The sequence below is a fragment of the Pseudomonas sp. 05T35 genome (assembly GCF_056396605.1).
Genome location: NZ_JBFTLU010000081.1, coordinates 1 through 12,089 on the forward strand (window position 1 = coordinate 1; position 12,089 = coordinate 12,089).

General features: G+C 60.1%; 14 protein-coding genes and 1 pseudogene. 7 read left to right on the plus strand and 8 right to left on the minus strand.

The window, feature by feature from the left end; translation table 11 throughout:
* Positions 1–196 precede the first annotated feature (196 nt).
* Genes metX through AC1DH9_RS08710 form a run of 6 tightly spaced genes read left to right on the plus strand, consistent with a single transcriptional unit; the run spans position 197 to position 4,548 of the window.
* Complete coding sequence (gene metX, locus AC1DH9_RS08685; protein ID WP_427543894.1) at positions 197–1,336, plus strand: homoserine O-succinyltransferase MetX; 1,140 nt, start codon at positions 197–199, stop codon at positions 1,334–1,336.
* A 7-nt stretch (positions 1,337–1,343) separates the two neighbouring features.
* On the plus strand, positions 1,344–1,964 hold the full coding sequence (gene metW, locus AC1DH9_RS08690; RefSeq protein ID WP_071552963.1) for a methionine biosynthesis protein MetW: 621 nt from the start codon (positions 1,344–1,346) through the stop codon (positions 1,962–1,964).
* A gap of 24 nt (positions 1,965–1,988) precedes the next feature.
* Positions 1,989–2,423: a DUF4426 domain-containing protein gene (locus tag AC1DH9_RS08695; RefSeq protein ID WP_442114410.1), complete on the plus strand. Its 435-nt coding sequence runs from the start codon at positions 1,989–1,991 to the stop codon at positions 2,421–2,423.
* Entirely contained in the window at positions 2,420–3,016 is a 597-nt protein-coding gene (gene rdgB / locus AC1DH9_RS08700; protein WP_427543900.1) for an RdgB/HAM1 family non-canonical purine NTP pyrophosphatase, read from the plus strand. Before AC1DH9_RS08695 ends, rdgB begins: the two co-directional genes overlap by 4 nt.
* The gene (gene hemW, locus AC1DH9_RS08705) at positions 3,013–4,215 is read left to right on the plus strand and encodes a radical SAM family heme chaperone HemW (RefSeq protein WP_427543903.1); all 1,203 of its coding nucleotides are present in this window, start codon (positions 3,013–3,015) and stop codon (positions 4,213–4,215) included. Before rdgB ends, hemW begins: the two co-directional genes overlap by 4 nt.
* A gap of 9 nt (positions 4,216–4,224) precedes the next feature.
* Positions 4,225–4,548 (plus strand): DUF3392 domain-containing protein, encoded by a 324-nt coding sequence (locus tag AC1DH9_RS08710; RefSeq protein ID WP_054594469.1) that lies wholly within the window; start codon positions 4,225–4,227, stop codon positions 4,546–4,548.
* Between the two features lie 86 nt (positions 4,549–4,634).
* On the opposite strand, the pseudogene trmB reads toward AC1DH9_RS08710, so the two are convergent.
* From trmB to AC1DH9_RS08730, 4 genes and pseudogenes are all read right to left on the minus strand, one after another.
* Positions 4,635–5,246: pseudogene (gene trmB, locus AC1DH9_RS08715) on the minus strand (tRNA (guanosine(46)-N7)-methyltransferase TrmB); the annotation flags it as partial.
* Positions 5,247–5,255: 9 nt separating this feature from the next.
* Entirely contained in the window at positions 5,256–6,050 is a 795-nt protein-coding gene (locus tag AC1DH9_RS08720; protein WP_019694092.1) for a thiazole synthase, read from the minus strand.
* A 68-nt stretch (positions 6,051–6,118) separates the two neighbouring features.
* Positions 6,119–6,319 carry a sulfur carrier protein ThiS gene (gene thiS / locus AC1DH9_RS08725; protein WP_007897898.1) on the minus strand — a complete coding sequence of 67 codons (201 nt, stop codon included), beginning with the start codon at positions 6,317–6,319 and terminating at the stop codon, positions 6,119–6,121.
* Positions 6,320–6,409: 90 nt separating this feature from the next.
* Complete coding sequence (locus tag AC1DH9_RS08730) at positions 6,410–6,781, minus strand: DUF423 domain-containing protein (protein WP_427543910.1); 372 nt, start codon at positions 6,779–6,781, stop codon at positions 6,410–6,412.
* Between the two features lie 74 nt (positions 6,782–6,855).
* On the opposite strand from AC1DH9_RS08730, the gene mtgA reads away from it, so the two are divergent.
* Positions 6,856–7,578 (plus strand): monofunctional biosynthetic peptidoglycan transglycosylase, encoded by a 723-nt coding sequence (gene mtgA, locus AC1DH9_RS08735; RefSeq protein WP_427531902.1) that lies wholly within the window; start codon positions 6,856–6,858, stop codon positions 7,576–7,578.
* Between the two features lie 205 nt (positions 7,579–7,783).
* Here the strand turns inward: mtgA and rpoH are convergent, their stop codons facing one another.
* The 4 genes from rpoH to ftsY all read right to left on the minus strand — a co-directional run bounded on the left by rpoH (position 7,784) and on the right by ftsY (position 11,989).
* Positions 7,784–8,638, minus strand: a complete 855-nt coding sequence (rpoH, locus tag AC1DH9_RS08740; RefSeq protein ID WP_019694095.1) for an RNA polymerase sigma factor RpoH — start codon at positions 8,636–8,638, stop codon at positions 7,784–7,786.
* A 113-nt stretch (positions 8,639–8,751) separates the two neighbouring features.
* Positions 8,752–9,774: a permease-like cell division protein FtsX gene (gene ftsX, locus AC1DH9_RS08745; RefSeq protein ID WP_427543913.1), complete on the minus strand. Its 1,023-nt coding sequence runs from the start codon at positions 9,772–9,774 to the stop codon at positions 8,752–8,754.
* Positions 9,771–10,442 carry a cell division ATP-binding protein FtsE gene (gene ftsE, locus AC1DH9_RS08750; RefSeq protein ID WP_477808055.1) on the minus strand — a complete coding sequence of 224 codons (672 nt, stop codon included), beginning with the start codon at positions 10,440–10,442 and terminating at the stop codon, positions 9,771–9,773. Before ftsE ends, ftsX begins: the two co-directional genes overlap by 4 nt.
* Positions 10,439–11,989, minus strand: a complete 1,551-nt coding sequence (ftsY, locus tag AC1DH9_RS08755) for a signal recognition particle-docking protein FtsY (protein WP_427543916.1) — start codon at positions 11,987–11,989, stop codon at positions 10,439–10,441. The genes ftsE and ftsY overlap by 4 nt, the downstream gene beginning before the upstream one ends.
* Positions 11,990–12,089: the final 100 nt, after the last annotated feature.

The window sequence follows — 12,089 nt, forward strand, 5'->3', positions numbered from 1 at the left end:
CGACAGACCTGATCCACCGAGGCGCTGCATTCGCGAGCAAGCCCGCTCCCACATTGGAATGCACTCCCCTGTGGGAGCGAGCCTGCTCGCGATTGCCCCACCTCGGTCCAGCCGAATGAAATCAGGCCCGGCCTTTGCTTGCCGCTGGGAGCCCTGCTCATTAGACTTACGCCTCATTTCAACGAGAGCAGGGTCGATGCCAACTGCCTTTCCCGCCGATTCTGTTGGTCTGGTGACGCCGCAAGTGGCGCACTTCAGCGAGCCCCTGGCCCTTGCCTGCGGCCGCTCATTGCCAGCCTATGACCTGATCTATGAAACCTACGGCACGCTGAACGCCACGGCGAGCAACGCCGTGCTGATTTGCCATGCCTTGTCCGGTCACCATCACGCCGCCGGTTATCACAGTACCGAAGACCGTAAACCCGGTTGGTGGGACAGCTGCATTGGCCCGGGCAAACCGATCGACACCAACAAGTTCTTCGTGGTCAGCCTGAACAACCTCGGCGGCTGCAACGGATCTACCGGCCCGAGCAGCATCAACCCGGACACCGGCAAGCCGTTCGGTGCCGACTTCCCGGTGCTGACCGTGGAAGACTGGGTGCACAGCCAGGCGCGTCTGGCGGACCGGATCGGCATCAACCAGTGGACCGCCGTGATCGGCGGCAGCCTGGGCGGGATGCAGGCGATACAGTGGAGCATCACTTACCCTGATCGTATCCGTCACTGCCTGGCCATTGCCTCGGCGCCGAAACTCTCGGCGCAGAACATCGCCTTCAACGAAGTGGCGCGCCAGGCGATCCTCACCGATCCGGATTTCCATGGCGGCTCGTTCCAGGAGCACGGCGTGATCCCCAAGCGCGGGCTGATGCTGGCGCGGATGGTCGGGCACATCACCTACCTGTCGGACGATTCCATGGGCGAGAAATTCGGCCGTGGCCTGAAGAGTGAAAAGCTCAACTACGACTTCCACAGCGTCGAGTTCCAGGTCGAAAGCTACCTGCGTTATCAGGGCGAGGAGTTCTCCGGGCGTTTTGATGCCAACACCTACCTGCTGATGACCAAGGCGCTGGACTACTTCGATCCAGCAGCGAACTTCGACGATAACCTGGCGAAAACCTTCGAGGCAGCCCAGGCCAAGTTCTGCGTGATGTCCTTCACCACCGACTGGCGCTTCTCCCCGGCCCGCTCGCGGGAACTGGTGGACGCGCTGATGGCGGCCAAGAAAGACGTTTGCTACCTGGAGATCGATGCTCCGCAAGGCCACGACGCCTTCCTGATTCCGATCCCGCGCTACTTGCAGGCGTTTCGCAATTACATGAACCGAATTTCGCTTTGAGGAAGACATGAGAGCCGATCTGGAAATCATCCAGGAATGGATCCCCGCCGGCAGCCGCGTGCTCGACCTCGGTTGCGGTGACGGCGAGTTGCTGACCTGGCTACGCGATAACAAGCAAGTGACCGGCTACGGCCTGGAAAACGATGCGGACAACATCGCCGAATGCGTGGCCAAGGGCATCAACGTCATCGAGCAGGACCTGGACAAGGGCCTGGGCAACTTTGCCAGCAACAGTTTCGACATCGTGGTGATGACCCAGGCCCTGCAAGCCGTGCATTACCCGGACAAGATCCTCGATGAAATGCTGCGGGTCGGTCGTCAGTGCATCATCACCTTCCCCAACTTCGGTCACTGGCGCTGCCGTTGGTACCTGGCGAGCAAGGGCCGGATGCCGGTTTCGGAGTTTTTGCCATACACCTGGTACAACACGCCGAACATCCACTTCTGCACCTTTGAAGACTTTGAAGCGCTATGCCGCGAACGTGAAGCCAAGGTCATCGATCGGCTTGCTGTCGATCAACAACACCGACACGGGTGGGCCAGTAAGCTATGGCCTAATCTATTAGGTGAGATTGGCATCTACCGCGTCAGCAGTCCTGGCCTGCAGGATCACCAGGTAGCGGTTTAACGAGGTTTTTCAAGGAGAACGATCATGGGTCGTCTAGCCCTGCTTCTATTAACAGCCTGCCTGAGCGCCAGCGCCATGGCCGCTGAACCTATCAAAGGCGAGCGCCAGGAAACCTTCGGTGACGTGACGGTGCACTACAACACCTTCAACTCCACCTACCTGACGCCGGATATCGCCAAAAACGCCGAACTGGTCCGCAGCAAGAATCAGGGCGTGATCAATGTGTCGGTGATCAAGGCCAACAAACCAGTCATCGCCCAGGTCAGTGGCACGGTGAAAGACCTGACCAGTAAAAGCGTCCCGCTGAAGTTCAAACAGATTACCGAAACCGGAGCGGTCTACTACATCGCCCAGTTCCCGGTGGATCAACAAGAAGTCCGCACCTTCGAAATCAACGTGCAAACCGGCGACAAGATCAACACCATCAATTTCAACCAAGAGCTCTTCCCCGGCGAATGATCAATTTCACGCAACTCGTATTGGCCAGCCATAACGCCGGCAAACTCAAAGAACTCCAGGCCATGCTCGGCGAATCGGTGCGCCTGCGCTCGATTGGCGAGTTCAGCAGCGTCGAGCCTGAAGAAACCGGCCTGTCGTTCGTCGAAAACGCCATCCTCAAGGCCCGCAATGCCTCGCGCATTTCCGGTTTGCCGGCACTGGCCGATGATTCGGGGCTGGCAGTGGACTTCCTCGGCGGTGCGCCGGGCATCTACTCGGCGCGTTACGCCGACGGCCAGGGCGACGCGGCGAACAATGCCAAGCTGCTTGACGTGCTCAAAGACGTCCCCGAAGCAGAACGCGGTGCGCAGTTTGTGTGCGTACTGGCGCTGGTACGCCACGCCGATGATCCGCTGCCGATTCTCTGCGAAGGCCTGTGGCATGGGCGCATCCTGACCGAAGCCAGCGGTGAACACGGTTTTGGCTACGATCCGCTGTTCTGGGTGCCGGAGCGCAATTGCTCCAGTGCAGAATTGAACCCGGCCGAGAAAAACCAGCTCAGCCACCGCGCCCGTGCAATGGATTTGCTGCGCCAACGCCTGAGCCTGAAATGACCCACGACTCGTCCGCGTCGCCGCTGATTTACGGCGGCGCGCAATCGCCTCGGGCGGCCTTGCCAGTGCTGCCGCCCCTGGCGCTGTACATCCACATTCCGTGGTGTGTACGCAAATGCCCTTATTGCGACTTCAACTCCCACACCGCAAGCCCGGTGCTGCCGGAAGAAGAGTACGTGGACGCCCTGCTGGCCGACCTCGATCAAGACCTGCACGCGGTTTACGGCCGCGAGCTGAGCTCGATCTTCTTCGGTGGCGGCACACCGAGCCTGTTCAGCGCGCAAGCGTTGGGCCGTTTGCTCAAAGGTGTGGAACAGCGAATCCCGTTTGCCAGCGATATCGAAATCACCCTGGAAGCCAACCCCGGGACCTTCGAACAGGAAAAATTCGTCGCTTACCGTGCCTTGGGCATCAATCGCCTGTCGATCGGCATCCAGAGCTTCCAGCAAGAGAAACTCAAGGCCCTGGGCCGGATCCACAACGGCGATGAAGCGATTCGCGCGGCTGGCATGGCCCGACAGGCCGGGTTCGATAACTTCAACCTGGACCTGATGCACGGTTTGCCCGATCAGTCCCTGGACGACGCGCTGGACGACCTGCGTCAGGCTATCGCGCTGAAGCCGACTCACCTGTCCTGGTATCAGCTGACGCTGGAGCCGAACACGGTGTTCTGGAACCAGCCGCCAACCCTGCCGGAAGATGACACCCTGTGGGACATTCAAGAGGCTGGCCAGGCGCTGTTGGCCGAACACGGTTACGCCCAATACGAAGTGTCGGCGTATGCCCAACCCGGTCGTCCGGCGCGGCATAACCTCAACTACTGGAGTTTTGGCGACTTCATCGGTATCGGTGCCGGGGCTCACGGCAAGCTCAGCCATCCGGACGGACGCATTGTCCGCACCTGGAAGACTCGCCTGCCAAAGGACTACCTCAACCCGGCAAAAAGCTTTCAGGCGGGTGAGAAAGCCCTGACCAACGAAGAGCTGCCGTTCGAGTTCCTGATGAATGCCCTGCGCTTGACCGAAGGTGTCGAGTCGCGCCTGTATCCAGAGCGCACCGGACTGACACTGGAAAGCCTTGCCGAAGGCCGCCGCGAGGCCGAACAAAGTGGCTTGTTGCAGGTCGAACCGTCACGTCTGGCGGCGACGATGCGCGGACAACTATTCCTCAATGACTTGCTGCAGAATTTTCTGACTTAAGGAAATCGAATGGATTTGGTACTCGATCTGCTTGCCACCGTGTCCCGCTGGAGCCGTAGCAACCTGTCGGAAATCGCCCTGGCGCTGGTGGGCTGCCTGCTCGTGCTGTTTGGCGCCGATATCAAAGGCTGGATCGATCAACGCCTGGGCAGCATCGCCGGCGCCTTGCGCGTCCCGTTGATGGCCCTGGTGTGCATGATCGGCAGCGGCGCCGCACTGATCTACGCCACGCCGTGGATCGTTCGCGGCCTGAGCCAGTTCAACAACTACAGCCTGGCACCGGTGTTGCTGGTGGTGCTGGTGTTGATCGGCGTCGTCGCCGACCGCCGCTGAGCCCGAACCCGACACAAAACAACTGTGGGAGCGAGCCTGCTCGCGATGACGGCCTGACAGTCAACTTGGATGTTGAATGTTATGGCCGCGAGGTTGCGGTAGCCCGGCGCGACGTTCATCACTTCCAGCATGTACTCGGCATACGGTTCCCAGTCGGTAGCCATGTGCAGCACACCACCGACTTTCAACTTGCTGCGTACCAACTCAGCGAACGACGCCTGAACGATGCGACGCTTGTGGTGACGGCTCTTGTGCCAAGGGTCCGGGAAAAACAGCATCAGGCGATCGAGGCTGTTATCGGCCACGCACCGGTTGAGCACTTCGATCGCATCGCAATCGTAGACCCGCAGGTTGGTCAGGCCTTGAGTCAGCACGCCATTGAGCAACGCGCCGACACCAGGACGGTGTACTTCAACGCCAATGAAATCCTGATCCGGCGAAGCCGCGGCCATTTCCAGCAGCGAATGGCCCATGCCAAAGCCGATTTCCAGCGAGCGCGGTGCCGAGCGACCAAACACCTGGTCGAAGTCCACCGGCGCGTCGGCCAGCGGCAGGACGAACAGCGGCGTGCCCTGGTCCAGGCCGCGCTGCTGGCCTTCGGTCATGCGCCCGGCGCGCATCACGAAACTCTTGATGCGGCGGTGTTGGCGCTCTTCGCCTGTTTCCGTCTGGATAGGCGTGTCGTTCGATTCAGTCATCAATGGCTCTTACTTGATCAGACCATCCAGCGGCGAGGAAGCGCTGGCATAGAGTTTTTTCGGCATGCGCCCGGCGAGGTACGCCAGACGACCTGCAACAATGGCGTGTTTCATCGCTTCAGCCATCATGATCGGCTGCTGGGCGTGGGCGATGGCCGAGTTCATCAGCACCGCTTCGCAACCCAGTTCCATGGCAATGGTGGCGTCGGATGCAGTACCGACACCAGCATCCACCAACACCGGGATCTTGGCTTCTTCGAGGATGATCTGCAGGTTGTACGGGTTGCAGATCCCCAGGCCCGTACCGATCAGACCGGCCAGCGGCATGACTGCGATGCAGCCGATTTCCGCCAGTTGACGGGCGATGATCGGGTCATCGCTGGTGTAGACCATCACGTCGAAACCTTCCTTGACCAGCACTTCGGCGGCCTTGAGGGTTTCGATCACGTTAGGGAACAGGGTTTTCTGGTCCGCCAGCACTTCCAGCTTCACCAGGTTGTGGCCGCCGAGCAGCTCACGGGCCAGGCGGCAGGTGCGCACAGCCTCGGTAGCGTCGAAGCACCCGGCGGTGTTCGGCAGGAAGGTGTAGCGATCCGGCGACAGGACTTCGAGCAGGTTCGGTTCGCCCGGGTTCTGGCCGAGGTTGGTGCGGCGCACGGCGAAGGTGACGATTTCGGCACCCGAGGCTTCGATGGCCAGGCGGGTTTCTTCCATGTCGCGGTACTTGCCGGTACCTACCAGCAATCGCGACTGGTAAGTACGACCGGCCAGGACGAACGGCTTGTCGCTGCGTACGTTGCTCATCGGAAATCCTCTGTTGGGGTGAGGTTCTTGCAGAATGCGTGTAGGGCTCGGGATTCGCCTGCTGGCTACTAGCCGCCGCCGATGGCGTGAACGACTTCGACCGAGTCACCGTCGTTCAGCGTTGTTTCAGCATGCTGGCTGCGCGGGACGATATCCAGATTGAGCTCGACCGCCACCCGGCGTCCGGTCAGTTCCAGACGGGTCAGCAGGGCCGCAACGGTTTCGCCGTCGGGCAGTTCAAGGGATTCGCCGTTCAACTGAATGCGCATGCCGGATGCCGCCATCATTTTTAGGGGCCAGCATTCTAGCCCGATCAGTCAGGTCGACCCAAGCCATTCGTCTTGAAACGGACTCTTAAGTCAGCTCAAGCGCCAAGCGGCAATTCCCAGGCACAGCCAGCCCACAAGGAACGCCAACCCGCCGAACGGCGTAACGATGCCAAGCTTGCTGACGCCGGTCAGGGTCAGCAGGTACAGGCTGCCGGAAAACAACAGGATGCCGATGGCAAATGATACACCGGCCCACGTGATCAAACGCCCGGGAATCTGCACGGCCAGCAGTGCTACGCCCAACAGCGCCAGGGTGTGCACCAGTTGGTAGGTGACGCCGGTGTGGAAAATCGCCAGGTATTCGGCACTCAGGCGGTCTTTCAGGCCATGGGCGGCAAATGCGCCCAGACCCACGCCCGAGAAACCGAAAAAAGCGGCCAGCATCAGAAAGCCACGCAGCATGAGGAACTCCAGTCAGAATCATCGGGCAGGGTCTGTATAATGGCCCGCTCGACGGGTTCGGCCAAGCCATCTCTATGCTGCGTTTATTGTTCCGCCGTTTCACAAAAGCCCTGCTCTGGTTCGCCTGTGGCAGCGTGTTGCTGGTGCTGGTGTTTCGCGTCGTTCCGCCTCCGGGGACGGCGTTGATGGTCGAGCGCAAGATCGAATCCTGGGTCGATGGCGAGCCTATCGACGTGCAGCGCAACTGGCAGCCGTGGGAAAACATTTCCGATGACCTGAAGGTCGCGGTGATGGCTGGCGAAGACCAGAAATTCCCCGAGCACTGGGGTTTTGACTTCGGCGCGATTCAGGCTGCTCTGGCCCACAACGAACTCGGTGGCTCGATCCGCGGCGCCAGCACCTTGAGCCAGCAAGTGTCGAAGAACCTGTTCCTGTGGTCCGGCCGCAGCTGGCTGCGCAAAGGGCTGGAAGCCTGGTTTACCGGTCTGATCGAAGTGTTCTGGCCCAAGCAGCGGATTCTTGAGGTGTACCTCAACAGCGTGGAATGGGATGACGGCGTGTTTGGCGCCGAAGCGGCCGCCCGCCATCACTTTGGCGTGAGCGCCCGGTCGCTGAGCCGTCAGCAGGCCAGTTTGCTGGCCGCGGTACTGCCAAACCCGCGAGTCTGGAGCGCCGGCCATCCGAGCCCCTATGTATTGCGCCGCGCCAGCTGGATTCGGCAGCAGATGAGCCAGTTGGGTGGCGACAGCTACCTGATCGGGATCAACTCTTCGCGCCGGGCGCCGTGGAACCAGTAGTCAATCACAACTCCAGCAGCACTGAAGCTCCACTGTGGGAGCGAGCCTGCTCGCGATGACGGTTGAACATTTAACATCGATATCGACTGATCCGACGCTTTCGCGAGCAGGCTCGCTCCCACAGGGGCCGGTGCGAGGCAGGATTATTGGGCACAAACAAAAACGCCCCGATCAATGATCGGGGCGTTTTTTATTGCGTTACCGCTTAAGCAGCAATCGACAGCTTGAGCTTGTTCATCGCACTCTTCTCGAGCTGACGAATACGCTCGGCCGACACGTTGTACTTCTGCGCCAGGTCGTGCAGCGTGGCTTTTTCTTCTGCCAGCCAGCGCTGGTAGAGGATGTCACGGCTGCGGTCGTCCAGCACTTCCAGCGCTTCGTGCAGGTTGTGGGTGGAGTTGTCGGTCCAGTCGGCATCTTCCAGTTGACGGGCCGGGTCGTACCGGTGGTCTTCCAGATAGTTGGCCGGCGACTGGAAAGCGCTGTCGTCGTCCGCTTCGGCGGCCGGGTCGAAGGCCATGTCGTGGCCGGTCAGGCGGCTTTCCATCTCGCGAACTTCCCGCGGCTCTACGCCGAGGCTTTCAGCTACGCGATGGACTTCCTCGTTGTTCAGCCATGCCAAGCGTTTTTTCTGGCTACGCAGGTTGAAGAACAGCTTGCGCTGGGCCTTGGTCGTGGCGACCTTGACGATGCGCCAGTTGCGCAGGATGAATTCGTGGATTTCAGCCTTGATCCAGTGCACCGCAAAGGACACCAGACGCACGCCCATTTCCGGGTTGAAGCGCTTGACCGCTTTCATCAAGCCAACGTTGCCTTCCTGAATCAGGTCAGCCTGGGCCAGGCCGTAGCCGGAATAGCTACGGGCAATATGTACAACAAAACGCAGGTGGGCGAGCACCATCTGCCGAGCCGCCCCCAAATCCTGCTCATAGTAGAGACTCTCGGCCAGTTCACGCTCCTGCTCCGGTGTCAGCAATGGAATGCTGTTCACCGTATGCACATAAGCCTCCAGGTTCGCGCCTGGGACCAGAGCATAAGCAGGTTGCAAAGAAGTGGTCATACGAAAAAACCTCCGACTCACATAACTCGTGCAGTTCAGCACTGCGAAAAGTTGACCGGGAACCGAAGGACAAGTTCCCCTATACGCTGAAAGGTCATACAAGCAATAAGACACTACTTCGGTGCGAGCTCTCTCAAATGGCGCGCTACCGCAATCCATGCACCGATATACCCCAACAGCACTGCGCCTAGCAAGAGTGACAGCCCATCGGCAACCGGGACCCCGGCCAACGCGAAATTACTGCCATACAAGCCGGCCAGCCCAACCACTGCGTCGTTCAGCCAGTTCAGGCCAAACGCCAGAACACCCCAGGACAGAATCCCCGCACCGAAGCCATAGAGCGCGCCCATGTACAGAAAAGGCCTGCGCACATAACTGTCAGTGCCACCGACAAGTTTAATCACTTCTATCTCTGTGCGGCGGTTTTCAATATGAAGACGAATGGTATTGCCTATCACCAAAAGTAATGCAGAAACCAGAAGCACCGTCAGACCGAAGACAAACCGCTCGCCCAGCTTGAGGATGGCCGCCAAACGCTCGACCCAGACTAGATCAAGTTGCGCCTGTTGTACCTTCGGCAACTCGGAAAGTTTTTGTCTTAATGCTTCAAGAGTCGCCTTGTCGACTTCCTTCGGAGTGACCAGCACCACGCCAGGCAACGGGTTTTGCGGCAGCTCCTTGAGTGCCTCGCCCAGACCGGACTGCTGCTGGAACTCTTCCAGCGCCTGTTCGCGGCTGATGTATTCGGCATCGGCTACACCCGGCATGCCTTTGATCTGCTCGCGCAGTTGCTCGCCTTCATTGGCGCTGGCATCGATCTGCAGGTAAAGCGAGATCTGCGCCGCACGCTGCCAGGAACCCCCCAGGCGTTCGACATTGTTCAGCAGCAACGACAAGCCCATCGGCAAACTCAGGGCAACCGCCATCACCAGACAGGTGAAGAAACTGCCGATGGGCTGCTTGCCCAGACGTCGCAGGCTGTCCAGCAAACTGGCGCGGTGACTTTCGATCCAGGCGCGCAGCAAGGTGCTGAAGTCCGGACCCTCGTCTTCGTCGCGCTTTTTCTTCTGTGGCTGCGGATCGGCGGCCTTCGGGGCCACGCGTTCGGAAACCTTCGGACTGCGTGTTGCACTCATACCCCGGCCTCCCCGTCGCCGATCAATCGGCCACGTTGCAAGGTCAGCATGCGATGACGCATGCGAGCGATCAGCGCCAGATCGTGACTGGCGATCAGCACGCTGGTGCCCAGACGATTGATGTCTTCGAAAACACCCATGATTTCTGCCGCCAGACGCGGGTCGAGGTTACCGGTCGGTTCGTCCGCCAGCAGCAAGGCCGGGCGATGGACGATGGCGCGGGCAATGCCGACGCGCTGTTGCTGACCGGTGGACAGATCACCTGGATAGAGGTCGGTCTTGTCCGAGAGTGCAACGCGCTCCAGGGCCGAATCCACGCGCTTGGCGATTTCAGCCTTGGACAAACCAAGAATCTGCAACGGCAAGGCGACGTTGTTGAACACCGTACGGTCGAACAACAACTGGTGGTTCTGGAACACCACACCAATCTGCCGACGCAGGTACGGGATCTGCGCGTTGCTGATGGTCGCCAGGTCCTGCCCGGCCAGCAGCAGTTTGCCGGTGGTCGGACGTTCCATCGCGAGCAACAGCCGCAGCAGGGTACTTTTACCGGCACCGGAGTGGCCGGTGACAAACAAKAACTCGCCCCGACGGACTCGAAAGCTCAGCTCATGCAAGCCGACGTGACCGTTCGGATAGCGCTTACCGACCTGTTCGAAACGAATCATGAACGCTCCCGCTCGGCAAATAGTGCCTGGACAAAGGGTTCTGCTTCAAAGGTACGCAAGTCATCGATGCCTTCGCCGACACCGATGTAGCGAATCGGCAGGCCAAACTGCTTGGCCAGGGCGAAAATCACCCCGCCCTTGGCCGTGCCATCGAGTTTGGTCAGGGCCAGGCCGGTCAGTTCGACCGTCTGGTTGAATTGCTTGGCCTGGTTGATGGCGTTCTGACCAGTGCCGGCGTCGAGCACCAGCAGCACCTCATGCGGCGCATCGGCGTCGAGTTTGCTGATCACCCGGCGAACCTTTTTCAGTTCTTCCATCAGGTTGTCTTTGGTGTGCAGCCGACCGGCGGTATCGGCGATCAACACGTCAATGCCACGGGCCTTGGCGGCCTGTACCGCATCGAAGATAACCGAAGCCGAGTCGGCGCCGGTGTGCTGGGCGATCACCGGGATCTTGTTGCGTTCGCCCCAGACCTGCAATTGCTCGACGGCCGCGGCGCGGAAGGTATCACCGGCTGCGAGCATGACTTTCTTGCCTTCGAGTTGCAGCTTCTTCGCCAACTTACCGATGGTGGTGGTTTTGCCGGCGCCGTTGACGCCGACCACCAGAATCACGAACGGCTTGTTCTGTGAGGTGATTTTCAGCGGTTGCTCGACAGGCTTGAGCATGTTGGCAAGCTCGGCTTGCAAGGATTTGTACAGGGCATCGGCATCGGCCAACTGCTTGCGCGCGACCTTCTGGGTCAGGCTCTGGATGATCACCGATGTCGCTTCGACGCCAACGTCAGCGGTCAGCAGGCGGGTTTCAATGTCTTCGAGCAGTTCGTCATCGATGATCTTCTTGCCGAAGAACAGGCTGGCCATGCCCTCGCCGATGCTGGCGCTGGTTTTCGACAGGCCTTGCTTGAGGCGGGCAAAGAAGCCGGCTTTGGTTTCTTCGGTGCGAGCCGGTTCGGCCGCAACCGGAGCCGCAACCGGAACGACCGGCGCTGGCGGTGTTACCGGTGCCGCGACAACGGGTGCCGGCGCTGGGGCAGGTTCTGGAGCACGTTCTGGCGCCACGAATGCGGCAATCACCGGCTGAGGCAGATCAGGCTCATCAACCGTCAGCTGTTCAGCCGCCGGATCGATGACCGGGACCGGCTCGACCACCAGCAGCTCTACCGCTTGCTGGATCACTGTCGGCGCAGGAATCGGTGGCGTGACATGCGGCGCCAGCTCGTTTTCGACCAGGGCCACCGGCTCTTCAGCTACCGGCAACGTCAACCACGGTTTGTGTACGACTTCCGGCGCGCGCGGTACTTCAGCCACGGGCGCAGGCGCTGGCTCGACAACCGGTTGCACTACCGGCTCGGTTATCGGCAATACGGCGGCGGCCGGTGCTTGCACAACAGGCGCAGCTTCTTTTACCGGCTCAGGCGTAACCTCTGGAAGTGGCTGTGGCTGTTCGACGGCGGGTGCCTGCGGCTTTTTGCGCAGCCATCCGAACAGGCTTTTCTTCTCGCCAGCTGCAGCTGGGGTCTTCTTGTCGTCGTTGGAACCAAACATGGAGGACGGCTATCTCACGGTAGCGACGCGCCAATGGCGCCTCGGCAAATAAATATTCGATGCAGAACAGACTGCGTTTCACCCAGCTTGTTCACGCGCA

Bases quoted from the DNA above. Each gene is read 5' to 3' on its own strand.
- metX (WP_427543894.1), top strand. From the start codon at position 197: ATGCCAACTGCCTTTCCCGCCGATTCTGTTGGTCTGGTGACGCCGCAA.
- metW (WP_071552963.1), top strand. From the start codon at position 1,344: ATGAGAGCCGATCTGGAAATCATCCAGGAATGGATCCCCGCCGGCAGC.
- AC1DH9_RS08695 (WP_442114410.1), top strand. From the start codon at position 1,989: ATGGGTCGTCTAGCCCTGCTTCTATTAACAGCCTGCCTGAGCGCCAGC.
- rdgB (WP_427543900.1), top strand. From the start codon at position 2,420: ATGATCAATTTCACGCAACTCGTATTGGCCAGCCATAACGCCGGCAAA.
- hemW (WP_427543903.1), top strand. From the start codon at position 3,013: ATGACCCACGACTCGTCCGCGTCGCCGCTGATTTACGGCGGCGCGCAA.
- AC1DH9_RS08710 (WP_054594469.1), top strand. From the start codon at position 4,225: ATGGATTTGGTACTCGATCTGCTTGCCACCGTGTCCCGCTGGAGCCGT.
- AC1DH9_RS08720 (WP_019694092.1), bottom strand. From the start codon at position 6,050: ATGAGCAACGTACGCAGCGACAAGCCGTTCGTCCTGGCCGGTCGTACT.
- thiS (WP_007897898.1), bottom strand. From the start codon at position 6,319: ATGCGCATTCAGTTGAACGGCGAATCCCTTGAACTGCCCGACGGCGAA.
- AC1DH9_RS08730 (WP_427543910.1), bottom strand. From the start codon at position 6,781: ATGCTGCGTGGCTTTCTGATGCTGGCCGCTTTTTTCGGTTTCTCGGGC.
- mtgA (WP_427531902.1), top strand. From the start codon at position 6,856: ATGCTGCGTTTATTGTTCCGCCGTTTCACAAAAGCCCTGCTCTGGTTC.
- rpoH (WP_019694095.1), bottom strand. From the start codon at position 8,638: ATGACCACTTCTTTGCAACCTGCTTATGCTCTGGTCCCAGGCGCGAAC.
- ftsX (WP_427543913.1), bottom strand. From the start codon at position 9,774: ATGAGTGCAACACGCAGTCCGAAGGTTTCCGAACGCGTGGCCCCGAAG.
- ftsY (WP_427543916.1), bottom strand. From the start codon at position 11,989: ATGTTTGGTTCCAACGACGACAAGAAGACCCCAGCTGCAGCTGGCGAG.